The sequence below is a fragment of the Streptomyces sp. MAI_2237 genome (assembly GCF_054189285.1).
Genome location: NZ_JAJPGQ010000003.1, coordinates 538229 through 561299 on the forward strand (window position 1 = coordinate 538229; position 23071 = coordinate 561299).

The window sequence follows — 23071 nt, forward strand, 5'->3', positions numbered from 1 at the left end:
GGCAGTTCCGGGGAAGGTGGTTATGAGACGCTTCCAAGCGGAGATAAGTGAAGTGAAGTTGGTCGCCAACTTCGACGACATGGTCAAGCTTTCGAAGGGTTGGCTGCACAGTCCACCGGACTCGAGGCCTGATACCGGTTCGACTGGCCGGGCTCCCTTCCGGAGGGGAGCCGGGAGCCCGGTCAGTCCGACGCACAGCCACAACTGAACACCGACAACCGAAGAGCCTCACCCGCACAGCCACAACTCAACAGCCTCAGGCACAGCCACAACCGAACAGCTCCACCCGCACCGTCACAACTGAAGAGCACAACCACTGAAGAGCACAGCTACGGATGAACAGGCAACCGCCGTCGAGCGGAAGGGGCGTCAGAACATGTCCGGGCACCAAGGCCGCCTGGACGTACGCAGCAGGGCGTCGGCCACCAGGGCGGCGCCCGCTCGTTCTTCCCGCACCACGCCCAGTGCCGCCAGCCGCACCGCCGACTCGTCACCGAGCCACATTCGCGCCAAGTCGGCGACGTCCAAGGACAGTTCCGCGGCGTCCCGCGTCGGTGCGCACGTCGCGCCCTGCGGTGACGCCTCCAGGCGGAAGCGGCCGCCCGTGTAGCCGGCCGGGTCGCTCACCTCCAGCACCAGCGAGCCCGAACCCTCGTACGTGCGCGCCTCCAGGGCCCGTACGACATCGAGGATCCGCACCCACAGCCAGTCCGCGTGCGAGGTGATCCGGGCCGCCCTCGGGTCCGGCAGGAGATGGGGGAGCAGGTCGTCGGGGGCGCGGGGGCCGGTCTTGACGCGCGTGACCCAGTCGATCGAGGCGAGGTGGAGCCACAGGGCCCGCTCGGCGGCCGGGGTCGTCGCGATCAGGCCCCGCACGGACGCCGTGTCCTGCGGCTGCTGCTTGCCCTCTCCCCAGCAGTCCTCCACCTCGTAGGCGACCAGGCCCTCGAGCGTGCCGTCGGCCGCCCGGTACGTGGCGAAGAACGGCTCGGTCCACTTCGGGTGGAAGCGCAGGGCGCCGGTGTTGACCTGCCACCACCAGTCCCTGCGGCTGACGGCGCCCGGAGTGGCCCGGCGGAAGCGGTCGTGGAGTTCGGGGCCGAACTTGCGGACCTCCTCGGCGTCCACGATGTCGACCCGGGCGCCGTCGGTGGGGCCGGACCAGCGCGGGTCGAGGCCGGTGCGCAGGGTCTCGACGGTCCATTCGGCGGCGCTGGTCGCCGCGCCGAAGCCGTAGCGGCCGTAGATCGGGTACTCGGCGGCGATCAGCGTGGCCACGACGTCGCCGCGCTCCTTCGCCTCGGCGAGGTCCCTGCTCATCATGCGGGTGAGCAGGCCGCGTCGGCGGTGGGTGGCGGTGACGGTGACGCCGGACACCGCGTCGGCCCGGACCGGTGAGCCGCCGACCGCGGTGACCTCCTGCGCGAAGGAGAGGTACGTCGCGACGCATCTGCTCCCGTCGAAGGCGCCCAGATAGCGGCCGGGCTCGAACTGGATGCGGCGCGCCTCCAGTTCGGCTTCCGTGGGGGTCGGTTCGCGCAGGAAGCCGGTGTTCACTGCGCGCAGCCAGTCGGGGAACTCGGCCTCGGTGATCGGGCGGACGTCGATGTCGGCGGAGAGGCTCATGGGCTCACGGTAGGTGTACGCCGTCGAGGTGTCGCGGGGTTTTCTCCCGTCCTCGCGGCGCCCGCTCCCCGCTCCCCGTGCCCGCTCCCCCGCCTCACACCAGCAGGTCGTCCACCTGGGCCTCCCCCTCCCGGTACCGCCGCGTGATCTCGGCGCTGCAGTCGTCCGTCGTCCGCTGGAGCCGCTGCCGGCGCCGGGAGACCTGCTGCTCGTAGCGCACGAGGCGGCCCATCGCGGTGTTCAGTTCCAGGTCCGTGCGGGCGGCCAGGTCGGAGAGTTCGACCTCGGCCAGCATGTCGGAGGCCAGTCGTCGGTACTCCTCGCTGTACGGGGTGCCCAGCGTGACGTGGCGGGCCGAGGAGCGGTGGCGGGCCGGGGCGTCCGTGAGGATCTCCGAGAGCCGTTCGACCACGGACGCCGCCCCGGCCGGAGACCTCCGTGCCAGTTCCGCGCGCAGGATGTCGATACGGCCCTGTAGCAGCCGGCGGACATAGCTGAGGTCGGCCTCGTCGCGCTGGGCGTCCCAACGCAGGGTGCGCAGCTCGGGCAGGCTGAGCAAGGTCAGGTCGTGCTCGGGCGGACCGGCGGGCAGCCGCGGCCCCGGGCTGTCGGTGCGCTGCACGGGCGGCCGCAGGACCATCCGCTCTCCCGTTCGAACCAACGAGACAGCCCCTTGGGGCTGCCCGGTACTCGGTGTGCTCATGTGCCTCTACCGTCCCCTCGACCGGCGTGTGGACAGCATCGTGCCACCCCAAGTGGCCGCTATGTGACCGAGTGCCCCCGATCGGCCCCAGATGGGGGGTTAAGGATCAATAATCAACCCGCGCACGGGGGATCGCGGCCGGCCCGGCATGATGGTCGCATGCGTGCAGTGGTGCAGAGGGTGGACGGCGCGAGCGTCGTCGTCGACGGGGAGACGGTCGGGGAGATCATCGGCGAGGGGCTGTGCGTCCTGGTCGGGGTCACGCACGAGGACACCAAGGAGAAGGCCGCCCAGCTCGCCCGCAAACTGTGGTCGATCCGGATGCTGCAGGACGAGAAGTCGTGCAGCGACCTCGACGCCCCGCTGCTCGTGATCAGCCAGTTCACGCTCTACGGCGACGCCCGCAAGGGGCGCCGCCCCACCTGGAACGCCGCCGCCCCCGGCGATGTCGCCGAACCCCTCGTCGACGAGGTCGTCGCCCGGCTGCGGGCGCTCGGAGCGACGGTGGCGACGGGCCGGTTCGGCGCGCAGATGCGGGTGTCGCTGACGAACGACGGCCCGTTCACCGTCCTGCTGGAGATCTGAGGGCCGTCCGGACCTCGGAGGACGTCTGTCCTCCGGACATCCATGGACGTCAGGGCTCGACGACGACCTCCTGGGCCGCCGCCGTCTCCCCCGCCATCAGCGGAGCGTCCACCGGCACGTTCCGCTTGACCAGGGCGAGGGCCACCGGGCCGAGCTCGTGGTGGCGTACGGACGTCGTGATGAAGCCGATCTTGCGGCCGTCAGGGTCCTCGTCGGCGAGGCGGATCTCGGTACCGGCGGGGGGCAGGTGGACCTCGCTGCCGTCCAGGTGCAGGAAGACCAGACGGCGGGGCGGCTTGCCCAGGTTCTGCACCCGGGCGACCGTCTCCTGGCCGCGGTAGCAGCCCTTCTGCAGGTGCACCGCCGTGTCGATCCAGCCCAGCTCGTGCGGGATGGTGCGGTGGTCGGTCTCGAAGCCGAGGCGGGGCCGGTGCTGTTCGACGCGGAGGGCCTCGTAGGCCAGGATGCCGACGGCGGGGCCCGCCTTCTGCGCGAACGACTCCAGGTCCGCGCGGGGCAGGAACAGATCGCGGCCGTACGGCGTCTCGCGTACGACGACGCCCTCCGGGACCTCCGCGATCGAACCGGCCGGCAGGTACACGACCGCGAACTCGGCCGTCCGGTCGGCGACGTCGACCTTGTAGAAGAACTTCATCGACTCCAGGTACGCGATCAGCGACTCCTGGGTCCCCGGCTCGACGTGCGCCCAGACGGTCTCGCCGTCGTCCACCAGGTACAGCGCGTGCTCGATGTGGCCGTGGGCGGAGAGGATCAGCGCCTCGGTGGCCTGGCCGGTGGGCAGCTCGCTGACGTGCTGGGTGAGCAGCAGGTGCAGCCAGCTCAGCCGGTCCTCGCCGGAGACGGTGATGACACCGCGGTGCGAGAGGTCGACGAAACCGGTGCCGTCGGCGAGGGCGCGCTGCTCACGGAACAGGTCACCGTAGTGGGCGGCTACGCCTTCGTCCGCACCCTCGGCGGGGACGGCGCCGGGCAGGGACAGCAGGGGGCTCTTCATGGGCACAAGCCTACGACTCGGTAGTTGAACTCTTCAGCGAACAGTCCCGGCAGCGGCCGAAGATCGCGAAGTGCTTCATGTCGGTCTCGAAGCCGAACTCCTGGCGCAGCTTCGCGGTGAACTCGGCGGCCACCGAGACATCGGCCTCGATCACGTTCTCGCAGTCCCGGCAGACCAGGTGGATGTGATGGTGGCGGTCGGCGAGATGGTACGTGGGGGCGCCGTGGCCGAGATGGGCGTGGCTGACCAGGCCCAGCTCCTCCAGAAGCTCCAAGGTCCGGTAGACCGTGGAAATGTTGACCCCCGACGCCGTCTTCTTCACTTCCGTGAGGATGGCGTCGGGGGTCGCGTGCTCAAGGTTGTCCACGGCTTCGAGCACAAGTTGCCGCTGCGGGGTCAGCCGGTAACCGCGCTGCCGCAGATCGCTCTTCCAGTCGGTGCTCACCACACCGGAGAGTCTAGGACTACTTGAAGAAGGCGATTCCGTCGTCCGGCATGTCGTCGGGCAGGGCCTTGGCCCAGCGCTCGACGTCCTCGGGGGTGACGACCTTCTTCAGGTGCGCCGACATGTAGGGGCGCAGCTCGACGTCCGGGGTCTGCTTCTCGCCGACCCACATCAGGTCGCTGTTGACGTAGCCGTACAGCCGCTTGCCGCCCGTGTAGGGGCCGGAGGCCGCCGTCCGCGCCACCGCGTCCGTGACCAGGTCGATCTGCGGCTTCTTGTCGGCCAGCTCGCCGTACCAGACCTCGACGACACCGTCGTTGCGGACCATGGTGACCTCGACCTTGCGGTCGGCGTCGATCCGCCAGAAGCCGTGTTCGGACTCCAGCGGGCGGACCTTGTTGCCGTCGTTGTCGAGGACCCAGGTGTGGGACTGGTACTCCAGGAAGTCACGGCCGTCGTGCGAGAAGGCCACTTCCTGTCCGAAGTTGCACTTCTCGGCGCCGGGGAAGTCGTGCACGCCCGCGCCGGCCCAGCTGCCGAGCAGGAAGGCGAGGGGCACGAGGTCCTTGTGGAGGTCGGACGGGATCTCGATCATGAGTGGCTATTCCTGGAGGAGTTGCTGGAGAGGCTTCAGCGCTGGCCCTGGTACAGCTTCTTCACGGTCAGGTAGGCGAAGGCGAGGACGCCGACGCAGACCAGGACCAGCAGGGTTTCGAAGAAGATCTCCACGACGTGCTCCTTGTTGAGCGGAGTGTGCTGTACGTACACAGGGCCGGGCCCCAGCTTACGCGGCCGGGGCCCGGTGCTCCGTGTGAGGTACGCCCGTGACGCGGTCAGCCGAGAAGCTGGCTCTGCAGGGCCACGGTCTGCCGGAACGGCACGGCCTTGGCCTTGCCCTTCCTGGACTGCACGATCACCGCGAGGACGTCACCGGCGGACAGGTACGCCTGCCGGGTCTGCTCGGCGCCGTACGGCGTCGTCTCGACGTAGGCCGAGTAGTCGACGTTGAAGTCATGGGCCTCGCTCGGGAAGTCGTCGTCGAAGACGGAGGTGATGGTGCCGCGCAGCTGGTCGGTGGGGCCGTCGGCCGGGGCCTCGCTGGAGAACAGGTCGTCGACGACCGCGCCCGTGCCGAACTGCAGCAGGTAGACGCGGGTGTGCGTGCCGTCCGGGGTCGTCCAGCCGCGGGCCGCGATGTGCCGCAGGCCGTCGTCGGTGAACGACTGCTTCAGGTCGCTCCGGGTCTCCTTCTGCGCGTACTCGGCCAGGAAGTCCTTCGTCGCCAGCCAGCCGTCCGTGCCGCGCAGCTTCCCGTCCGCCACCGCGCCCTTGGGCGCGGGCAGGAGGAGAGCGCGCAGATCGGCGTAGTGCGTGCCGGCCGTGTTGCGCACGTCGAAGGGCTCCGGGCTGCCGGACGGCAGCGGCGGCCTGGTGAGCGTCGGGTAGTCCCAGCGCCCGTCCGACTGCGTGGCGAGGCCCGGCAGGTCGGTCCGCTGCATCCCGGTGATCCCGTACGCCGTCCCCGCCCCGACCGCGGCGAACGCGGTGACGGCGGCGGTCCAGCGCAGGACCGCGCGCAGCACGCGGCGGTCCTTCTTGACCGGGGGCTGCAGCTCGTCCTGCGGCAGTGACTGCGGCTGGACCGGCGGCGCCTCCGGCATGGGCGCCTCCGGCATGGGCGGCGTCGTCATGGGCGGCGTCGTCATGGGCTGCTGTTCCGTCTGCTCGGTCATACCGCCTCCCCGGGGTCGCCGATGCGCTTGAGCTGGTCCGCCAGGAGATCCGCAACGCCCTGGGAGTCGAACGGCTTCACGCCGCTGGCCGTGACGTGGACCAGGATGTTGCCCTGGAAGGCGGAGCAGTACATCGCGTCCAGGTGCTTGTCGAGGCCTTTGGGCGGCAGGAAGCACTGGGCGTTGGTGTGGCCCTTGATCTTCGGGCCCTTGCGGAAGATGTCGACTGAGCCGAAGAACGCGTTCTGCGAGTTCGAGAGCCTGCGGACCACGGAGGGGCTCTCCATCCGCGACAGCGTGATGTTCACGGTGACGGCGGTGTCCGTGAAGAACGCGCTGCCCGCCTCCTTGGCGTAGCTGCGCATCGCCATGCCCTTGACGTGCTCCTTGTCGATCAGCTTCTCGAGCTGCTTGCGCTCGGTGCGCGGCAGGTCCCGCACGGACTGCTTGCGCAGCGCGGTGGCCTGGGCGGCGCCGAGCTCGGAGTCGGCGGCGAACTGACCGAAGTCCGGACCGCGCTTCCAGCCGTCGCCGTACGCCACGAGCAGCCCGGAGAGCCCCTTCGCGGGGGCCTCCTTCCTCTCGGGGGCCTTCGGCTTCGGGAACTTCCAGACGGCCGCACCGGCGTCGCGGTCGGCGCCGTCGACGGTGACGACGGTGTAGCCGACGCCCGCCACGACGGCCACGGCGAGCAGCGCGCAGGCCGCCACGGCGGCGATACGGCCGCGATTGCGGGGCTTACGGGCGGGCGGCGCGGGCGGCGCGACCGACTCGGGCGACTCGACCGAGGGTGCGGCCAGCGGCTCGACCGAGGGTGCGGCCAGCGGCTCGGGCGAGGGCACGACGGGCGGCTCGACCCGCTGGTCGACGTGCTGGTCCGCCGGCTGGACGGCCGGCTCGTTGGGGTTCTCGCTCACAGCCGCTCCATCTGCCGCTTCGCCAGGTCCATGATCTTCGCCTTCGGGATCGGACTGGTGTCGAACATCCAGATCTCCAGGACGACGTCCCCGCGGTAGGCGTACGCCTCCGCGCCGTACACGGGCACGTAGCCGGCCTTCGTCTCCGGCCTGGTGTGGACGTAGACCATGCCGCTGCCGGTGCCGGGGATGGGCCAGCTGTCGGTGCCGGCCTTCTTCGCGGCCCAGTACTGGCCGTTGTCGCTGGCGTCGGCGGCCTCCAGGGACTGCTGCTGGCGGTACTGGACGAGGTGGATCTCGGTCGTCTGGTGGTTGCCGACCGTCCAGCCGGTGACGGCGGCGCGGCGGAACTCGTCGCGGACGAGGTTGCCGAACATCGTGCCCGGCTTCTCGTAGCTGTCGGCGTACTCGGCCAGGTCCATCCAGCCGTCACTGGTGAGCCACGAGGAGTTCTTCGCACCGGCGGGCTTCTTCACCAGCAGCTTGCGCAGGTCACCCTCGACCTTCACCTGGCGGTCCTGCGCGGCCGACAGCGGCTCGGGAGCGTCGCCCTTGGCCCGGCCGAGCGTCGGCTGGGACAGCGAGGGCAGCGTCGTCGGCTTGCGGTCGGCCTGGATCAGGTAGCCGGTGCAGGTGCCGGCGACGACGCCCAGGGCCGCCGCACAGGCGATCAGCAGGGCGGTACGGCCACGACGCCGCCGCCGCGGCACGGCGGGCTCCGCGGGCACGGTGACCCCGGCGGGCTCCGCGGGCAGCGCGACCGGCGTCACGGGCGACTCGGGCGCCACGGGCGCCTCCGCCGTCGCCTCTTCCGGTCCTTCCGGCTCTCTCGGCCGGCCGGGCACTTCGGGTACTTCCAAGACGTCCCCCCACAAAACGTGAAGCACGCATTCCGTATGCGCGCTCACAGGAGACTCACGGCCCGGGGCCGGAGTTGTAGGGACGTTGATTACGATTCGGCCATGGCGAAGAAGCTCGTGATCAAGGTGACGGCCGGGGCGGACGCCCCCGAGCGGTGCTCGCAGGCGTTCACGGTGGCGGCGGTGGCCGTGGCCAGTGGGGTCGACGTCTCCCTGTGGCTGACCGGCGAGTCCGCGTGGTTCGCGCTGCCGGGCCGGGCGGCCGGGTTCGAGCTTCCGCACGCCGCCCCGCTGCCGGATCTGCTCGACTCCCTGCTCGCGGGCGGCCGCGTGACACTGTGCACGCAGTGCGCGGCCCGGCGGGAGATCACCGAGAAGGACGTCATCGAGGGCGTACGGATCGCCGGGGCCCAGGTGTTCGTCCAGGAGGCGCTCGGCGAGGACACGCAGGCGCTCGTCTACTGACGGCGCTTCTTGCCGTCCAGCTCGTCCCACCACTCGTCCGACTGCGGGTCGCCGGACGGGTCGTCCCACCAGCGGTCGTCGGGACCGCGCCGGTTGGCGACCATCGCGGCGACCGGCGGGATCACCATCGCCACCACGCACATGGCGACGGCCGCCGGGACCGACCAGATGCGGACGACTCCCCAGGCCAGGACGAACAGCGCCACGCAGGTGCCCATCATGGCGAAATACGTACGACGGCGACGGGCCAGCATGCTTCCAGGGTAGGCCCGGGCAACACGAAGGGCCGCGCCGCGGGTGTCCACCCGTGGTGCGGCCCTTCGCCGTGACCGGTGTCTCAGACGGCGATCGCGACCTCGGCGAGCGCGCCCTTCTCGGCGACGACGACCGTGCGGTCGGCGGTGCCGCCGGGGACCAGCGCGCGAAGGGTCCAGGTGCCCTCGGCCGCGTAGAAGCGGAACTGGCCCGTCGCGGAGGTGGGGACCTCGGCGGTGAACTCGCCGGTCGAGTCCAGCAGACGGACGTAGCCCGTCACCGGCTCGCCGTCGCGGGTCACCTGACCCTGGATGGTGGTCTCACCGGGCTTGATCGTCGAGGCGTCGGGGCCGCCGGCCTTCGCTCCACACATGTCTTTCTCCAAGAGGGGTCTGACCGGAGGAAGGCCGGTCGGGTTTCCGGGTTTTCTGCGGGGGGGGTGGTTACTTGTTGGCGCCGAGCTCGATCGGCACGCCGACGAGGGAGCCGTACTCGGTCCAGGAGCCGTCGTAGTTCTTGACGTTCTCCACGCCGAGCAGCTCGTGCAGGACGAACCAGGTCAGCGCGGAGCGCTCGCCGATACGGCAGTAGGCGATGGTGTCCTTGGCCAGGTCCACCTGCTCGTCGGCGTAGAGCGCCTTGAGCTCCTCGTCCGACTTGAAGGTGCCGTCGTCGTTGGCGTTCTTCGACCACGGGATGTTGCGGGCGCTGGGGACGTGGCCCGGGCGCTGCGACTGCTCCTGCGGCAGGTGGGCCGGGGCGAGCAGCTTGCCGGAGAACTCGTCGGGCGACCGGACGTCGACCAGGTTCTGCGAGCCGATCGCCGCCACGACGTCGTCGCGGAAGGCGCGGATGGAGGTGTCCTGCGGCTTGGCCCGGTAGTCGGTCGCCGGGCGCTCCGGGACCTCCTCGACCAGCTCGCGGGCGTCCAGCTCCCACTTCTTGCGGCCGCCGTCGAGGAGCTTGACGTTCTCGTGGCCGTAGAGCTTGAAGTACCAGTAGGCGTAGGACGCGAACCAGTTGTTGTTGCCGCCGTAGAGGATCACCAGGGTGTCGTTGGCGATGCCCTTCGCCGACAGGAGCTTCTCGAAGCCCTCCTGGTCGATGAAGTCCCGGCGGACCGGGTCCTGCAGGTCCTTGGTCCAGTCGATGCGGATCGCGTTCCTGATGTGGTTCTTCTCGTAGGCGGACGTGTCCTCGTCCACCTCCACGATCGCGATGTTCGGGTCGTCGAGGTTGGCCTCGACCCAGTCGGCATCGACGAGGACGTCGCTGCGGCTCATGCTCTTTCTCCTCCGGGGCAGTTGCGGCGGGGCATACGAGTGTGAGGGGTACGCGCGCTCGTACGGGGGCGGCGCACCGGTGCCCTGAACAGGGCGGGGGGATGCGGAGGCCTGCGCCGTCCGCTCAGAAGGGGCGACAGAGCATGGCGGCGACGCGGCACAGGTCTACTGCCCGCCGCTTCGTGAGATCCGCCTGTCGCTTCATAGTGGTCGATCGTAGGGACGGACAGGCGGGCGTGTCACCGGCGTGTCGTATGGTGAGACGGGATCGTCCGGGATGTGGGATGAGCATCGGGTCCAGGGCAGGCCGGGACGGCGCGGGGACGGACGTACCGCCCCTCACATCTGCGGTTCGGACTACGGCGTCTCACCTTGTGGACGATCCCGCCGTCCGCCGGGCTCGTCCTACCCCGCGAGCCTGACGTTCGAACCCTTCACCGTGATCTCCACACCGTTCTGTGCGGCCTGCACACTCTCCAGCTTCACGCCACCGGGCAGCCGGTCGATGGTCTGCCGGAAGTCGGTGATCGAGCGGATACGGGCGTCGGCGAGGTCGACGACCAGCTTGGGCAGATCGTCGGCGTGGACCTGCACCGAGTCGCCGCGGACGGTGACCGAGCTGAGTACCGGGTACGTCCGGGCGCCGGCCGGGGTCGAGATCTTGATGTTGACCTTGATCTTGCCGTTGCCGCCGTCGGACAGGTCGACGACCTGGGCCTTGATGCCGGGGAAGATCTGCGTCGGCTGGGACTTGGCCGCCTTGAGGAGCTCGTCGTAGGCGACGGTGGCGGTGCCGGTCGCGCTCGTCGCTGTGGCGGAGCTGTAGTCGCCGGAGAAGGAGACGCCCTTCATGTCGGCCTTCAGGTCGTCGATCCGGATCGTCTTCGGCACACCGGCGCTGTTCCCGGCGGTGCCGGCGCCCGTGTCGGCCTCGTAGTCCTTGATGCCGATCTGCACGTCGTCCAGCTCGCCGGAGGCGACCTGGGTGAGGAACGGGAAGCCCTTGATGGACACGTCCGGGGTGGAGGCCAGGTTCTCGGTGGTTCTGACCTTGTCCGCGGCCTCGTTCTCGGCGAAGTGGACGGCGACGCGGTCGGCGATCACGAAGAGACCGCCGAGGATCACGACGACGATCAGGAGTATTCGCAGGGCGCGCATCCGGTGTTCCCCCAACTGGCCGACAACGGCGAAGGTCTGACGGTCTCGGGGTTCGAGTGGCCGCCGTTCGCGAGCGTAACCCTGGCCGGGGGCTCGGCCGGCACATTGTCGATCAGCTGTGACGAGGCTCGCGGGTCGTCGGGGGCGCTCCTGGGGGCTTGCAGCCCCCAGACCCCCGCTTCGGCCCTGCGGGCCTCGTCCTCAAACGCCGGACGGGCTGGGAATCACCGGCCCAGTACCCACACCAGCGGGGCCGCCGCGCTCAGCGGGAGGGCGACGCCTGCCGTGAAGTGGACGAACCTCGACGGGTAGTCGTAGCTCGCCACCCGGTGGCCGATCAGGGCACACACCGCCGCGGCCGCGCCGAGGACCGCGCCCTTGGTGCCCAAGTCCGTCATGCCGCCGACCGCGATGCCCGCGCCGGCGGCGGCGAGCAGGGCGACGACGACCGACGCCGGGGTCGGCAGCGGCAGGGCGCGGGCCAGGACGGCCACCGCGACCGAGGCGGCGCCGACGGTCACCGCGTCCGTGGCGGCGGCGAGGTAGCCGGCCGCCACGATCGCCAGCGCCGCCGAGGCGACCGTGGCCATCAGGCCGTACATCCGCTCGTCCGGGTCGGCGTGCGAGCGCAGTTGCAGGACCAGGGAGAGCAGGACCCAGACGCCGAGGGTGCCGAGGATGGCCGCCGGCCCGTGGCTGCGGCCCGCGGCGAGCAGCGCGGCGTCCGCGGCCAGCGCGCCGAGGAAGGCGAGGGCGATGCCCTGCCGCGCCGGCCACATGCCGTTCAGCCGGAACCAGCCCGCCGCGGTGACGGCCTGGAGGGCGACGAGCGGGACGAGGAGGGCGTACGAGCCGACCGCCGCCGCACCGGACAGCAGCAGGCCCAGCAGCGCCGTGAGCGCGGCCGGCTGCATCCCCGGTTCGATGATCGGGGAACGGCCTTCCATGCGCGCCCGCTGGGCGTCCGTCACCCGGGTGTTCCCGCCGATGGTCGCGGGACCGTACGCGGGAGCGGCCTCGGAGGCACCGGCGGGCCGGGCCTCCTCGGGAGCCGGGACATACGACTGCGACTGAGGCTGCGCCTGCTGCTGCGGCGGATAGTCATACGGCTGAGCCTGCGGCTGCGGCTCCTGGTACGACACCGGTGGCTGCACCTGCGTCTCCCAGGTCTGCCCCTGCCACTGCTGCGTGTACTGCTGGGCGTACTGGTCGTCGTAAGCCTGCTGCCACTGGGGGTCGTACCCCTGCTGGTACGGGTTCTGATCCTGGTTCTGGTACGGCTGCTCGGTCATCCTCACCCTCCTGCGAACGGCGGGAGCACCTCGACCGTGCCGCCGTCGGCCAGCCGTACCGTCTCATGCCCGCGGGTCCCCACGGGGTCACCGTCGATCAGGAACGAGCATCGCTGCAGCACGCGCGCGAGTTCGCCGGGGTGTCGCTCGCGCACGGCGTCGAGCGCCTCGGCGAGGGTGGCCGCGTCGTACGGCTCCTCGGCGACCCCGGCCGCGGCCTTCGCGGCGGCCCAGTAGCGCACCGTGACCTTTGGCATCCGTTCCTCAATCAGTCGGCTGTGTACGACGTCAGGCTAGCCCGCCGCACCGGCGGCCCAGCCCCCGATGCGGGCCAGGAGCTCGTCGGTCACCGCGTGCTCGGCATGGCCCATGCCGCTCTCCACCCAGAGCTCGCCGTGCTCACCGGCGGCCGCGGCCAGCATGCGGGGGTGGTCGAGGGGGAAGTAGCCGTCCCGGTCGCCGTGCACGATCAGCAGCGGGGTCGGAGCGATCCTCGGGACGGCCTCCACCGGGGAGAGCGGTACCGGGTTCCACTCCCGGTGGTGGATACGCGTACCGAAGCCGTAGCGGCCGACCAGGCGGCCCTCCGGGCGCGTCACCAGCCAGTGCAGCTTCCGCATGGGAGCCGTGCCCCGGTAGTACCAGCGGGCCGGCGCGCTCACCGAGACCACCGCGTCCGTGCCCGCCTCGGTGCGCCCCCCGCGCTCCGGTCCGTACAGCGCCGCGTGCCTCAGCACCACCGAGCCGCCCATGGAGAACCCGACGGTCGCCACGCGCGCGTGCCCGAGCCCCCGCGCCCACCGCACCGCGGCCGCCAGGTCGAGCACCTCCTTGTCGCCCACCGTCGAGCGCCCGCCGGAGGCGCCGTGGCCGCGGAACGAGAACGAGACCACGGCCCCGAACTGCGTGAACGCCTCCACCACCCGCCGTACGTGCGGCTTGTCCACATCGCCGGTGAAGCCGTGGGCGACGACGAACACGAGGTCGACGCGAGGTAGCGCGGAGGTGTCGTATACGGCGGCCGGCGGATCGTATACGGAATCGATCGCCACTCCGTCGTCCGTGTGGAGAATCGTCCGCAAAGGTGCACGTCTGATCGTCTCGGGATTCGGACGGACGGTGGAACGGCCCACATGACCTGCCGACGGAGAGCTCATGTGGGCTATTCTGCTGGGCAGAGGACTCGGGCAGCGTAGCCCCCGGGTCCTTTTGTGCTTTCGGAAGCGTTGTATACGAAGCGGGAAACTCCAGGTGACCGCTGGTGTACGGGGCCTTCGGGATCGCAGAGCAGGTGACGCACCGCACACGTCCTCGCAGGGACCGAGGAGGAACCAGACGTATGAGTTCTCTGCTGCTCCTGACCAATGCCCTCCAGCCGTCGACGGAGGTGCTCCCGGCACTCGGCCTGTTGCTGCACAACGTTCGCGTGGCGCCGGCGGAAGGCCCCGCACTCGTCGACACCCCCGGCGCCGACGTCATCCTCATCGACGGCCGACGCGACCTCCCGCAGGTCCGCAGCCTGTGCCAGCTGCTGCGCTCCACCGGACCCGGCTGTCCGCTCATCCTCGTCGTCACCGAGGGCGGCCTCGCCGCCGTCACCGCCGACTGGGGCATCGACGACGTCCTGCTCGACACCGCCGGCCCGGCGGAGGTCGAGGCCCGGCTCCGCCTGGCCATGGGCCGGCAGCAGATCGTCAACGACGACTCCCCCATGGAGATCCGCAACGGCGACCTGTCCGTCGACGAAGCCACCTACAGCGCGAAACTCAAGGGCCGGGTCCTCGACCTCACCTTCAAGGAGTTCGAGCTCCTGAAGTACCTCGCCCAGCACCCGGGCCGCGTCTTCACGCGCGCGCAGCTGCTGCAGGAGGTCTGGGGCTACGACTACTTCGGCGGCACCCGCACGGTCGACGTGCACGTACGGCGGCTGCGGGCCAAGCTCGGCCCCGAGCACGAGTCGCTGATCGGCACCGTCCGGAACGTCGGTTATCGATTCGTTACCCCCGAGAAGGCCGACCGCGTCGCCGACGAGGCCAAGGCCGCGGCAGACCGGGCGAAGGCGGAGGATGCGGACACCGCGTCCGCACGGGACGACGCCGAGGTGCCGGCCGACGCATGACCCGCCCCTGGGCAGGGCATTGCCTCCGCACGGGAGGTACCGCGGGAAGGTTCCGCTCGCCCTGCCCGGACCGGGTATATCCGCGTAGACTCCGCGCGTGGCCAAGGTGACTCGGGACGATGTGGCGCGGCTGGCGGGGACTTCCACCGCCGTGGTCAGCTACGTCATCAACAACGGACCCCGGCCGGTCGCCCCGGCCACGCGCGAGCGTGTCCTCGCCGCCATCAAGGAGCTGGGGTACCGGCCCGACCGGGTCGCCCAGGCCATGGCGTCCCGCCGGACGGACCTCATAGGCCTGATCATCCCGGACGCGCGCCAGCCCTTCTTCGGCGAGATGGCCCACGCGGTCGAACAGGCCGCCTCCGAGCGCGGGAAGATGGTCCTCGTCGGCAACACCGACTATGTCGCCGAGCGCGAGGTCCACTACCTGCGTGCCTTCCTCGGCATGCGGGTCTCGGGCCTCATCCTCGTCTCGCACGCCCTGAACGACCTCGCCGCCGCCGAGATCGACGCCTGGGACGCCCGGGTCGTCCTGCTGCACGAGCGGCCGGAGGCCATCGACGACGTCGCCGTCGTCACCGACGACCTCGGCGGCGCCCATCTCGCCGTGCAGCATCTGCTGGAGCACGGGTACGACTACGTCGCCTGTATGGGCGGCACCGCCGAGACACCCGCCGTCGGCGACCCGGTCTCCGACCACGTCGAGGGCTGGCGGCGCGCGATGGAGGAGGCCGGCAAGCCGACCGAGGGGCGGCTGTTCGAGGCGCCGTACAACCGCTACGACGCGTACCGCATAGCGCTGGAGATCCTTGCCGGGCCGCGGCGGCCGCCCGCCGTCTTCTGCTCCACCGACGACCAGGCGATCGGTGTGCTGCGGGCCGCGCGGGAGCTGCGCATCGACGTGCCCGGCGAGCTGGCGGTGGCCGGTTTCGACGACATCAAGGAGGCGGCGCTCACGGACCCGCCGCTGACGACGATCGCCTCCGACCGCAGCGCGATGGCCCGCTCCGCCGTGGACCTCGTCCTGGACGACGGCCTGCGGGTGGCCGGCGCCCGACGGGAGCGGCTGAAGACCTTCCCGTCCCGGCTGGTCGTCCGCCGGTCCTGCGGCTGCGACTGAGTTTTCTGAAGGGTTTCTGAGAGACCCCCGCCGACCGCCGGAACCGCCTTTATATCGGGCATACGGAGTTCTGGCGGCGTTCTCAGCGGGCACTCAGGAAGCTCTCATGGTCGCGCGACAAGCTCGATGGCATGACCGAGAGCTTCCGCCGCGACGGCGAGTACGAGCAGTACGAGAACCCTTACCAGGGCGCCCGGCAGCACTCCTCCTCCCCCGTGAACCCGGAGTGGCCGCCCCCGCCGGCGTACCGTCCCGCGCAGGCGGAGCCGGTCAGCGCCGCGCCGGGCACCCCCGCGTGGCCGGGCGGCCCCCAGGCCATGGCCGGCGCAGAGGGCGGCGGCGACGGCGGGGGTACGGCGGTGCTCCCCACCGTCCCCGCCGAGCCCGCGCCCGGAGCCGCCCCGGCCGCCCGGAAGCGCGCCAGGGGTCCCTTCGCCCTGCTGGCCGCCGTGGCGATCGTGGCCGCGGCGATAGGCGGTGGCACCGCGTACGCCTTCCAGGAGCTCACCGGCACCGACACCGCCGCGAGCAGCTCCACGACCGCCAGCGTGGTGCCGTCCAGCAAGAAGGGCGACGTCGCCTCCATCGCCGCCGCCGTCAGCCCGAGCGTGGTCGAGGTCAGCGCCACGCTGAGCAACGGCACCTCCACCGGCTCCGGCGTGATCATCACCAGCGGCGGCGAGATCGTCACCAACAACCACGTCGTCTCCGGCGCCCAGTCGATCAAGGTGACGACCAGCGACGGCAAGTCGTACACCGCGAAGGTCGTCGGCACCGACAGCAAGAAGGACCTCGCCCTGATCAAGCTGTCGGGCGCCTCCGGCCTCAAGCCGGCCACCCTCGGCAACTCCAGCGGCGTCAAGGTCGGCGACACGGTGGTGGCGATCGGCTCCCCCGAGGGCCTGTCCGGCACGGTCACCAGCGGCATCGTCTCCGCGCTCGACCGCGACGTGACCGTCTCCACCGACGAGAGCCAGGGCCAGCAGCAGGGCGGCGGCAACTGGCCGTTCCAGTTCGGCGGCCGCCAGTTCAACGGCGACACCGGCTCCTCCACCACGACCTACAAGGCGATCCAGACGGACGCCTCCCTCAACCCCGGCAACTCCGGCGGCGCGCTGATCGACGCCGGCGGCAACATCATCGGCATCAACTCCGCGATGTACTCCGCCAGTTCCTCCTCGGGCTCGTCCTCCTCGGACGCCGGCAGCATCGGCCTCGGCTTCGCCATCCCGATCAACACCGTCAAGGCCGACCTGGCCACGCTCCGGTCGGGCTCCACCAGCTGACCCACGCACCACCGCCACAGCAAGGAGTACGTCATGGTCCATCAGGTCTCCCACCCGGGCGCCGGCACCGGCCCGGCCGCCTTCACCCTGGCCCTCGAGGTGGCGTACGAACTGCACGCCCCGGCGGGCCGCGCCACCGAGGTGGCCCCCGCCCGCGTCGCCGGGCGCAGGGCGACGGCCGCCCGCACCCGCCGCCGTACCGTACGGGCCTGAAACCGTGCGACGCTGAGATCGTCAGCTCCCCGCACCCCACCGCACCCGAGGAACCGGATCCCATGAGCCCCGCCGACGGCGACCGTGAACCGCAGCGCATCCTGATCGTCGACGACGAGCCGGCCGTGCGCGAAGCACTCCAGCGCAGCCTCGCCTTCGAGGGGTACGACACCGAGGTCGCGGTCGACGGCGCCGACGCGCTGGACAAGGCCACCGCCTACCGCCCCGACCTCGTGGTCCTCGACATCCAGATGCCCCGCATGGACGGCCTGACCGCGGCCCGCCGCATCCGCGGCGCGGGCGACACCACGCCGATCCTGATGCTGACGGCCCGCGACACGGTCGGCGACCGGGTCACCGGGCTGGACGCGGGCGCCGACGACTACCTGGTCAAGCCGTTCGAGCTGGACGAGCTCTTCGCCCGCGTCCGCGCGCTGCTGCGGCGCAGCTCCTACGCCGCCGCGGCCGGCGCCGCGACGGCCGACGAGGACGAGGCGCTCACCTTCGCCGACCTGCGGATGGACCTGGCGACGCGGGAGGTGACGCGGGGCGGACGGCAGGTGGAGCTGACGCGCACGGAGTTCACCCTGCTGGAGATGTTCATGGCGCACCCGAGGCAGGTGCTGACCCGGGAGCAGATCCTCAAGGCGGTGTGGGGCTTCGACTTCGAGCCGTCGTCCAACTCGCTGGACGTGTACGTGATGTACCTGCGCCGCAAGACGGAGGCGGGCGGCGAGCCGCGGCTCGTGCACACCGTGCGGGGCGTGGGGTATGTGCTGCGGCAGGGCGGGGCGGAGTGAAGAAGGTCCTACGGCGCTTCCAGACGCTGCCGATCCGCTCCCGGCTGGCGATGCTGGTCGCCGCGGCGGTCGCGTTCGCGGTGGCGGCGGTGTCGGTGACGTGCTGGTTCATCGTGCAGGGGAAGCTGTACGAGCAGCTCAACGCCGATCTGCAGAAGCAGTTGGGCAACCGGCAGTTCCCGCTGAGGGACCAGGCCGATCAGGCGGTCAACCACTGCACCACGAAGGTCACCCAGGACTCCGGCAAGCCGCCGCCGACCACCTACTTCCAGGTCGTCTCGGAGACGGGGCGGACCTGCGTCCTGCCCTTCTCGGCAGGGACGGTCAAGGTCACCCAGACCGACAAGCGCCTGATCAAGGAAGGGAACGACGGCGACGGCGTCTTCCACAACAGCGTCGACTCCAACGGCAACGCCGTCCGCGTGCTGGCCCTGCCGGGCTTCGCGATCACCGACCGGGACACGGGCGTCAGCTCCAAGGCGGCTCTTCTGGTCGCCCTGCCGCTGAAGAACACGGAGAAGACCCTCAACGACCTCGCCCTCATCCTCCTCCTCGTCTCGGGCATCGGTGTGCTCGGTGCGGGCGCGGCGGGCCTCGCCGTCGCCCGGGCCGGGCTGCGGCCCGTGGACAAGCTGACCGAGGCCGTCGAGCACGTGGCGCGGACCGAGGACCTCGGCATCCGCATCCCCGTGGAGGACGACGCCGAGGACGAGGTGGCCCGGCTGTCCCGTTCCTTCAACTCGATGACCTCCTCGCTGGCCAGCTCCCGCGAGCTGCAGCGGCAGCTCATCGCGGACGCCGGTCACGAGCTGCGTACGCCCCTCACCTCCCTGCGCACCAACGTCGAGCTCCTCACCCGCAGCGAGGAGACCGGCCGGCCCCTCCCCGAGGCCGACCGCAAGGCGCTGCTGGCCTCGGTGAAGGCGCAGATGACCGAGCTGGCCTCGCTGATCGGGGACCTGCAGGAGCTGTCGCGGTCGGAGGGGCAGCGGGGTGAGCGCGTGCAGGTCGTCTCGCTGCGGGACACCGCGGAGGCGGCCCTGCGCCGGGCCCGGCTGCGCGGCCCCGAGCTGACGATCACCGCCGACCTGGAGCCGTGGTACGTCCGCGCGGAGCCCTCCGCCCTGGAGCGGGCGCTCGTCAACATCCTCGACAACGCGGTGAAGTTCAGCCCGGACGGCGGCACCGTCGAGGTCCGGCTGGGCGAGGGCGTCCTGACCGTGCGCGACCACGGCCCCGGCATCCCCGAGGACGAACTCCCGCACGTCTTCGACCGCTTCTGGCGTTCCCCGAGCGCCCGCGCGCTGCCCGGTTCCGGGCTGGGGCTGTCCATCGTGGCCCGCACGGTCCAGCAGGCCGGCGGCGAGGTGACGCTGGAGCGTGCGCAGGGCGGCGGGACCGTCGTGACCGTACGGCTGCCGGGCGCGCCGACGCCCCCACCGGACGCGGCGCGGTAGGACGGCGACCCGGCAACCTTTCCCCGTGGGGTGACGACCCATCAGCGGTCCCCCGTCCCCGCACGGATTGGAAGCCCCCCATGTCCCAGCACCCCCGGTCCAGGGCCGCGCTCGCCGTGGCCGTCCCGCTCGTCCTGGCGGCCGGCTCGGCCGTCGCGTACGGTCTGCTCCCCGGCGCCGAGGCCAGGGCGGCGGCGGCCGCCACGACCCTCACCGTCGCCCAGGACGGCAGCGGGCAGTACCGGACCGTGCAGGCCGCGGTGAACGCCGTACCGGCGAACAACACCTCTCGGGTCGTCATCTCCGTCAAGCCGGGCACGTACCGCGAGCTGGTGAAGGTCCCGGCGAACAAACCGCACGTCACCCTCCAGGGCACCGGCGGCAGCCGCAAGGACACGGTGATCGTCTACAACAACGCGTCCGGCACGCGGAAGCCCGACGGCTCGGGGACGTACGGCACCGGCGGCAGCGCGACCGTCGCGGTGGACGCCGACGACTTCCAGGCCCGCAACCTGACCATCTCCAACGACTTCGACGAGGCCGCGCACACCGACATCGCCCAGCAGGCGGTGGCCCTGCGCACCGGCGCCGACAAGGTGTTCCTGGACGGCGTCATCGTCAGCGGGGACCAGGACACCCTGCTCCTCGACACCGCGTCCAAGGACCGGCTGGGCCGGGTCTACATGGCCGACTCCTACGTCATCGGCAACGTCGACTTCGTCTTCGGCCGGGCGACCGCGGTGATCGACAGGTCGGTGATCACCCTGAAGAAGCGCTACAACGGCACCTCGGCCGGATATGTCACCGCCCCGTCGACCGCCGCGGGCCGCCACGGCATCCTGATCGCCAACTCCACGATCGGCGGAGACGTCTCCGACCGCTCCTTCTACCTCGGGCGGCCCTGGCACGCGGGCGGCGACGCGAGCCTCGACCCGCAGACCACCGTCCGCAACACCAGCCTCAGTGCCGCGATCCGGACCGCCCCGTGGACCGACATGAGCGGCTTCTCCTGGAAGGACGACCGGTTCGCCGAGTACCGGAACACCGGCGCGGGCTCGGGTGCGGCGAGCGGCGACCGGCCCCAGCTGACCGACGCCCAGGCCGCCCAGCAGGAGATCGCGGACTGGCTGGGCGACTGGACGCCGACCGCCTCCTGACGCCCGAAGGTCCCCGCCTTACGATCACCTCGAACAGAATGGGGTGGGCGTATGGGCGGGGACACGGGCGCTATCGAGCGGGTGTACCGACGACGGCGCAGGCCGCCGTTGCTGCAGCTCGGCGTCGCGGTGCTGATCGGCGGGAACGCGTTCTTCCACGCGGGCCGCTTCGACGATCCGTCCAGCGATCGTCACGGCTCACCACTCTGGATGCCCCTGTCGGTGGGCCTGCTGTTCACGGCGACCCTCGTCCGGGTCGCCCTGGAGCAGCTGCGGGCGCACACCCGTGTCACGGCCTCCGGCATCACCGTCCAGGGCCGCCTGCGCTCGCGATCCTGGTACTGGGCCGACGTGTACGACATCCGGGTCGAGCCCGCCCTGCGCGGTTCGGGCTCGCAGGGGCCGAGGTGGCTGACCTACCTGTACGACGTCGAGGGCCGCCGGCACCTGCTCTGGCACCTCGACGACTGGCAGGTGGGCGACCCGTACGCCGAGGTCTCGGAGCTGTGCCTGGCCGCCGCCCCGTACCGCAGCCTGGCCTGGGAGCCGCAGCCGCGGGTCGAGGAGCTCATCCGGCGGGGAGCGGCCCGGCGCAAGGCGTGGATCCGGGCCGGCTACAGCGCGCTCGCGGTGTTCTTCGCCATGTTCGCGGTCGACTTCTGGGAGATCGTGACCGGCCGTCCCGAGCACCTGTTCCTGCTGCTGGTGGTCGTACCGTTGGTCACCTTCGGGCTCCTCGGCGCCGTCCTGCAGCGGTGGTCGGCCCTGCGGCCTACCACCTGAGGATCATCGTCTCGTCCGTCGCCTGCGGCCGGTCGGCCACGGCGTCCGGCAGCGGCTGGGCGAGGGCCGCGTAGGCGCCGCCCCGCGCGAGGAGTTCGGGGTGGGTGCCGGTCTCCACCAGCCGGCCGCGGTCGACGACCAGGATGCGGTCCGCGTCCGGCGCCAGGCTCAGATCGTGCGTGATCATGATGGTGGTGCGGCCCGCCATCAGCTTGCGCAGCGGGGTCACCACCTGGCGGGCGGCCACCGCGTCGAGGCCCGCGGTCGGTTCGTCCAGCACCAGGACCGGTGCGGCGCGGAGCATGGCGCGGGCGATGGCGATGCGCTGGAGCTGCCCGCCGGAGAGGGCGGCCGTGCCGGGGGCGATGGGGGTGTCGTAGCCCTCGGGCAGTGCGGTGATGAAGTTGTCCGCCGCCGCCTCCCGCGCCGCCCGCCGGATCTCCTCGTCGCTCGCGCCGGGGCGGCCGCAGGCGATGTTCTCGCGGATCGTGCCGTTGAGGATCAGCGTCTCCTGGGGCAGCAGCGCGACGTTCTCGCGCAGGAAGCGCAGGGAGAGGTCGGTCAGCGGGACGCCGTCGAGGGTGATCACGCCCTGGGCGGGGTCGTAGAAGCGGGTCAGGAGCTTGGAGAGGGTCGACTTCCCGGCGCCGCTCGCCCCGGTGACGATCACCAGTTCACCGGGCCCCGCCGAGAAGGTCACGTCGCGCAGGGAGGCGCGGCGGGACTCGGGGTAGCGGAAGGAGACGTGGTGGAAGCCGATCCAGCCGCGCACGGGCCACTCGGCGGCCGGCCGGGCGGGGTCCGTGACGGCCGGGCGCGCGTCCAGGATGTCGTTCAGCCGCTCGGCGCCCGCGGTGGCCGCGGTCAGGGTGAGCCCGAGCTGGCCGAGGCTGCGGACCGGCGGGTAGAGGTAGCCGATGAAGGCGGCGAACGCCAGGAGCTGGCCGAGCGTCATGCGCCCGGCGGAGATCTCCCAGACGCCCAGGCCGATCACGGCGAGCACGCACAGGGTCTCGACGACCTCGACGAACTGCTCGTACATCTCGCTGAGCCGGGCTCCGCGCACGCTCGCCCGCATCCAGGCGCGGGCCTCACGGTCGAGCCGCCGTTCCTCGTCCGCGCGGCGGTTGTAGGCCTGGGTGAGGACGATGTTGCCCAGCGACTCCTCGACCACGGAGGTGATCGCGCCGTCGGCGACCCGCTCGTCCTGGGAGGCGGTTCTGATGCGGCCGGAGAAGCGGCGGGCGGCGAGGAGGAAGAGGGGCGCGAGGACGAAGGTGGCCAGGGCCAGGTCCCAGCGCAGGTAGAGGGCGGCGCAGGCGTAGAAGACGGCGGAGAAGGCGGCGGAGACCGTGCCGACGACTCCGGAGACGACGAGCTGCTCGATGGCCTCGACGTCGCCGGTGAGGCGTTCGACGAGGTCGCCCTGGCGGTGCTGCTGGAAGAAGTGCGGCGGCAGGTCCTGGACGTGCCGGAAGACCCCTGCGCGCAGGCGCAGGACGAATCTCTCCGCGGTCCAGGTGGCGAGCGAGTTGCCGAGGTAGCCGACGAGGGCGCCGAGCGCGGCCACGCCGAGCCAGGCGCCGGCCGGGCCCCAGAAGGCGGAGAGCGAGCCGGCCTTCAGGGCGTTGTCGGTGAGTTCGGCGAACAGCAGGATCGAGGCGGTCTCGGCGAGCGCGGACACGATCACGCAGGCGACGATCGTCACCAGCCATCTGCGGTCGCCGCGGGTCAGCGGCCAGAACCGGCCGAAGGCCGCGCGGACCTCGGTCATCGTCGACAACTCCCTTCATGCGGTG

The 23071-nt window shown here is 71.3% G+C and carries 26 protein-coding genes and 1 pseudogene; 10 read left to right on the top strand and 17 right to left on the bottom strand.

Annotation, left to right across the window (positions count from 1 at the left end; all coding sequences use genetic code 11):
- Nucleotides 1–369: 369 nt before the first annotated feature.
- Together LN251_RS12700 and LN251_RS12705 are read right to left on the bottom strand one after the other, a co-directional pair.
- On the bottom strand, nucleotides 370–1626 hold the full coding sequence (locus LN251_RS12700) for a GNAT family N-acetyltransferase (RefSeq protein WP_458244539.1): 1257 nt from the start codon (nucleotides 1624–1626) through the stop codon (nucleotides 370–372).
- Between the two features lie 94 nt (nucleotides 1627–1720).
- Entirely contained in the window at nucleotides 1721–2329 is a 609-nt protein-coding gene (locus LN251_RS12705) for an RsiG family protein (protein WP_458244540.1), read from the bottom strand.
- Nucleotides 2330–2488: 159 nt separating this feature from the next.
- On the opposite strand from LN251_RS12705, the gene dtd reads away from it, so the two are divergent.
- Complete coding sequence (gene dtd, locus LN251_RS12710; protein WP_458244541.1) at nucleotides 2489–2914, top strand: D-aminoacyl-tRNA deacylase; 426 nt, start codon at nucleotides 2489–2491, stop codon at nucleotides 2912–2914.
- A 49-nt stretch (nucleotides 2915–2963) separates the two neighbouring features.
- On the opposite strand, the gene ygfZ is transcribed toward dtd, so the two are convergent.
- The 7 genes from ygfZ to LN251_RS12745 form a co-directional block, all read right to left on the bottom strand.
- Nucleotides 2964–3929: a CAF17-like 4Fe-4S cluster assembly/insertion protein YgfZ gene (gene ygfZ, locus LN251_RS12715; RefSeq protein ID WP_458244542.1), complete on the bottom strand. Its 966-nt coding sequence runs from the start codon at nucleotides 3927–3929 to the stop codon at nucleotides 2964–2966.
- Nucleotides 3930–3939: 10 nt separating this feature from the next.
- Nucleotides 3940–4377, bottom strand: coding sequence for a Fur family transcriptional regulator (locus LN251_RS12720; RefSeq protein ID WP_383674403.1), 438 nt, complete (start codon nucleotides 4375–4377; stop codon nucleotides 3940–3942).
- Between the two features lie 16 nt (nucleotides 4378–4393).
- Nucleotides 4394–4969, bottom strand: a complete 576-nt coding sequence (locus LN251_RS12725; protein WP_458244543.1) for an FABP family protein — start codon at nucleotides 4967–4969, stop codon at nucleotides 4394–4396.
- Nucleotides 4970–5004: 35 nt separating this feature from the next.
- The gene (locus tag LN251_RS12730) at nucleotides 5005–5142 is read right to left on the bottom strand and encodes a hypothetical protein (RefSeq protein ID WP_162494004.1); all 138 of its coding nucleotides are present in this window, start codon (nucleotides 5140–5142) and stop codon (nucleotides 5005–5007) included.
- 65 nt (nucleotides 5143–5207) lie between these two features.
- Nucleotides 5208–6107, bottom strand: a complete 900-nt coding sequence (locus tag LN251_RS12735; RefSeq protein ID WP_458244544.1) for a hypothetical protein — start codon at nucleotides 6105–6107, stop codon at nucleotides 5208–5210.
- A complete protein-coding gene (locus LN251_RS12740; RefSeq protein WP_458244545.1) occupies nucleotides 6104–7024 on the bottom strand; it encodes a hypothetical protein in 921 nt (306 codons plus the stop codon). Before LN251_RS12740 ends, LN251_RS12735 begins: the two co-directional genes overlap by 4 nt.
- Nucleotides 7021–7812 carry a hypothetical protein gene (locus LN251_RS12745; RefSeq protein ID WP_458244546.1) on the bottom strand — a complete coding sequence of 264 codons (792 nt, stop codon included), beginning with the start codon at nucleotides 7810–7812 and terminating at the stop codon, nucleotides 7021–7023. Before LN251_RS12745 ends, LN251_RS12740 begins: the two co-directional genes overlap by 4 nt.
- Before the next feature lie 174 nt (nucleotides 7813–7986).
- On the opposite strand from LN251_RS12745, the gene LN251_RS12750 reads away from it, so the two are divergent.
- Nucleotides 7987–8349, top strand: coding sequence for a DsrE family protein (locus tag LN251_RS12750; RefSeq protein WP_058924527.1), 363 nt, complete (start codon nucleotides 7987–7989; stop codon nucleotides 8347–8349).
- Here the strand turns inward: LN251_RS12750 and LN251_RS12755 are convergent.
- From LN251_RS12755 to LN251_RS12785, 7 genes are all read right to left on the bottom strand, one after another.
- Nucleotides 8343–8603: a DUF3099 domain-containing protein gene (locus LN251_RS12755; RefSeq protein ID WP_058924526.1), complete on the bottom strand. Its 261-nt coding sequence runs from the start codon at nucleotides 8601–8603 to the stop codon at nucleotides 8343–8345. The genes LN251_RS12750 and LN251_RS12755 overlap by 7 nt on opposite strands.
- An 83-nt stretch (nucleotides 8604–8686) precedes the next feature.
- Nucleotides 8687–8977, bottom strand: coding sequence for a DUF1416 domain-containing protein (locus LN251_RS12760; protein WP_058924525.1), 291 nt, complete (start codon nucleotides 8975–8977; stop codon nucleotides 8687–8689).
- Between the two features lie 70 nt (nucleotides 8978–9047).
- Nucleotides 9048–9887: a sulfurtransferase gene (locus tag LN251_RS12765; RefSeq protein WP_458244547.1), complete on the bottom strand. Its 840-nt coding sequence runs from the start codon at nucleotides 9885–9887 to the stop codon at nucleotides 9048–9050.
- A 405-nt stretch (nucleotides 9888–10292) separates the two neighbouring features.
- Complete coding sequence (locus LN251_RS12770) at nucleotides 10293–11045, bottom strand: LmeA family phospholipid-binding protein (protein WP_458244548.1); 753 nt, start codon at nucleotides 11043–11045, stop codon at nucleotides 10293–10295.
- Nucleotides 11046–11269: 224 nt separating this feature from the next.
- On the bottom strand, nucleotides 11270–12337 hold the full coding sequence (locus LN251_RS12775; RefSeq protein ID WP_458244549.1) for a hypothetical protein: 1068 nt from the start codon (nucleotides 12335–12337) through the stop codon (nucleotides 11270–11272).
- Nucleotides 12338–12339: 2 nt separating this feature from the next.
- Nucleotides 12340–12594: a MoaD/ThiS family protein gene (locus tag LN251_RS12780; RefSeq protein ID WP_058924521.1), complete on the bottom strand. Its 255-nt coding sequence runs from the start codon at nucleotides 12592–12594 to the stop codon at nucleotides 12340–12342.
- Between the two features lie 36 nt (nucleotides 12595–12630).
- Nucleotides 12631–13494, bottom strand: coding sequence for an alpha/beta hydrolase (locus tag LN251_RS12785; protein ID WP_458244550.1), 864 nt, complete (start codon nucleotides 13492–13494; stop codon nucleotides 12631–12633).
- 182 nt (nucleotides 13495–13676) lie between these two features.
- On the opposite strand from LN251_RS12785, the gene LN251_RS12790 reads away from it, so the two are divergent.
- The 8 genes and pseudogenes from LN251_RS12790 (at nucleotide 13677) to LN251_RS12825 (ending at nucleotide 21272) form a co-directional block, all read left to right on the top strand.
- On the top strand, nucleotides 13677–14456 hold the full coding sequence (locus LN251_RS12790; protein ID WP_458244551.1) for a response regulator transcription factor: 780 nt from the start codon (nucleotides 13677–13679) through the stop codon (nucleotides 14454–14456).
- 97 nt (nucleotides 14457–14553) lie between these two features.
- Nucleotides 14554–15576 (top strand): LacI family DNA-binding transcriptional regulator, encoded by a 1023-nt coding sequence (locus LN251_RS12795; protein WP_458244552.1) that lies wholly within the window; start codon nucleotides 14554–14556, stop codon nucleotides 15574–15576.
- Nucleotides 15577–15707: 131 nt separating this feature from the next.
- Nucleotides 15708–16862 (top strand): S1C family serine protease, encoded by a 1155-nt coding sequence (locus LN251_RS12800; RefSeq protein ID WP_458244553.1) that lies wholly within the window; start codon nucleotides 15708–15710, stop codon nucleotides 16860–16862.
- Between the two features lie 33 nt (nucleotides 16863–16895).
- Nucleotides 16896–17075 carry a hypothetical protein gene (locus tag LN251_RS12805; protein WP_458244554.1) on the top strand — a complete coding sequence of 60 codons (180 nt, stop codon included), beginning with the start codon at nucleotides 16896–16898 and terminating at the stop codon, nucleotides 17073–17075.
- Nucleotides 17076–17137: 62 nt separating this feature from the next.
- The gene (locus tag LN251_RS12810) at nucleotides 17138–17875 is read left to right on the top strand and encodes a response regulator transcription factor (RefSeq protein ID WP_458244555.1); all 738 of its coding nucleotides are present in this window, start codon (nucleotides 17138–17140) and stop codon (nucleotides 17873–17875) included.
- Nucleotides 17872–19332: a sensor histidine kinase gene (locus LN251_RS12815; RefSeq protein WP_458244556.1), complete on the top strand. Its 1461-nt coding sequence runs from the start codon at nucleotides 17872–17874 to the stop codon at nucleotides 19330–19332. The genes LN251_RS12810 and LN251_RS12815 overlap by 4 nt, the downstream gene beginning before the upstream one ends.
- Nucleotides 19333–19520: 188 nt before the next feature.
- Nucleotides 19521–20489 (top strand): annotated as a pseudogene (locus tag LN251_RS12820) (pectinesterase family protein); the annotation flags it as partial.
- A 51-nt stretch (nucleotides 20490–20540) separates the two neighbouring features.
- The gene (locus tag LN251_RS12825) at nucleotides 20541–21272 is read left to right on the top strand and encodes a PH domain-containing protein (RefSeq protein WP_458244557.1); all 732 of its coding nucleotides are present in this window, start codon (nucleotides 20541–20543) and stop codon (nucleotides 21270–21272) included.
- Here LN251_RS12825 and LN251_RS12830 read toward each other — a convergent pair.
- Complete coding sequence (locus LN251_RS12830; RefSeq protein ID WP_458244558.1) at nucleotides 21262–23046, bottom strand: ABC transporter ATP-binding protein; 1785 nt, start codon at nucleotides 23044–23046, stop codon at nucleotides 21262–21264. The genes LN251_RS12825 and LN251_RS12830 overlap by 11 nt on opposite strands.
- Nucleotides 23047–23071: the final 25 nt, after the last annotated feature.

Excerpts from the sequence above, each read along its gene's own strand:
- LN251_RS12790 (WP_458244551.1), top strand. The coding sequence starts at position 13,677 with ATGAGTTCTCTGCTGCTCCTGACCAATGCCCTCCAGCCGTCGACGGAG.
- LN251_RS12725 (WP_458244543.1), bottom strand. The coding sequence starts at position 4,969 with ATGATCGAGATCCCGTCCGACCTCCACAAGGACCTCGTGCCCCTCGCC.
- LN251_RS12825 (WP_458244557.1), top strand. The coding sequence starts at position 20,541 with ATGGGCGGGGACACGGGCGCTATCGAGCGGGTGTACCGACGACGGCGC.
- ygfZ (WP_458244542.1), bottom strand. The coding sequence starts at position 3,929 with ATGAAGAGCCCCCTGCTGTCCCTGCCCGGCGCCGTCCCCGCCGAGGGT.
- LN251_RS12800 (WP_458244553.1), top strand. The coding sequence starts at position 15,708 with ATGACCGAGAGCTTCCGCCGCGACGGCGAGTACGAGCAGTACGAGAAC.
- dtd (WP_458244541.1), top strand. The coding sequence starts at position 2,489 with ATGCGTGCAGTGGTGCAGAGGGTGGACGGCGCGAGCGTCGTCGTCGAC.
- LN251_RS12810 (WP_458244555.1), top strand. The coding sequence starts at position 17,138 with ATGAGCCCCGCCGACGGCGACCGTGAACCGCAGCGCATCCTGATCGTC.
- LN251_RS12735 (WP_458244544.1), bottom strand. The coding sequence starts at position 6,107 with ATGACCGAGCAGACGGAACAGCAGCCCATGACGACGCCGCCCATGACG.
- LN251_RS12780 (WP_058924521.1), bottom strand. The coding sequence starts at position 12,594 with ATGCCAAAGGTCACGGTGCGCTACTGGGCCGCCGCGAAGGCCGCGGCC.
- LN251_RS12785 (WP_458244550.1), bottom strand. The coding sequence starts at position 13,494 with ATGAGCTCTCCGTCGGCAGGTCATGTGGGCCGTTCCACCGTCCGTCCG.
- LN251_RS12765 (WP_458244547.1), bottom strand. The coding sequence starts at position 9,887 with ATGAGCCGCAGCGACGTCCTCGTCGATGCCGACTGGGTCGAGGCCAAC.
- LN251_RS12750 (WP_058924527.1), top strand. The coding sequence starts at position 7,987 with ATGGCGAAGAAGCTCGTGATCAAGGTGACGGCCGGGGCGGACGCCCCC.
- LN251_RS12700 (WP_458244539.1), bottom strand. The coding sequence starts at position 1,626 with ATGAGCCTCTCCGCCGACATCGACGTCCGCCCGATCACCGAGGCCGAG.
- LN251_RS12775 (WP_458244549.1), bottom strand. The coding sequence starts at position 12,337 with ATGACCGAGCAGCCGTACCAGAACCAGGATCAGAACCCGTACCAGCAG.
- LN251_RS12805 (WP_458244554.1), top strand. The coding sequence starts at position 16,896 with ATGGTCCATCAGGTCTCCCACCCGGGCGCCGGCACCGGCCCGGCCGCC.
- LN251_RS12755 (WP_058924526.1), bottom strand. The coding sequence starts at position 8,603 with ATGCTGGCCCGTCGCCGTCGTACGTATTTCGCCATGATGGGCACCTGC.
- LN251_RS12760 (WP_058924525.1), bottom strand. The coding sequence starts at position 8,977 with ATGTGTGGAGCGAAGGCCGGCGGCCCCGACGCCTCGACGATCAAGCCC.
- LN251_RS12830 (WP_458244558.1), bottom strand. The coding sequence starts at position 23,046 with ATGACCGAGGTCCGCGCGGCCTTCGGCCGGTTCTGGCCGCTGACCCGC.
- LN251_RS12770 (WP_458244548.1), bottom strand. The coding sequence starts at position 11,045 with ATGCGCGCCCTGCGAATACTCCTGATCGTCGTCGTGATCCTCGGCGGT.
- LN251_RS12705 (WP_458244540.1), bottom strand. The coding sequence starts at position 2,329 with ATGAGCACACCGAGTACCGGGCAGCCCCAAGGGGCTGTCTCGTTGGTT.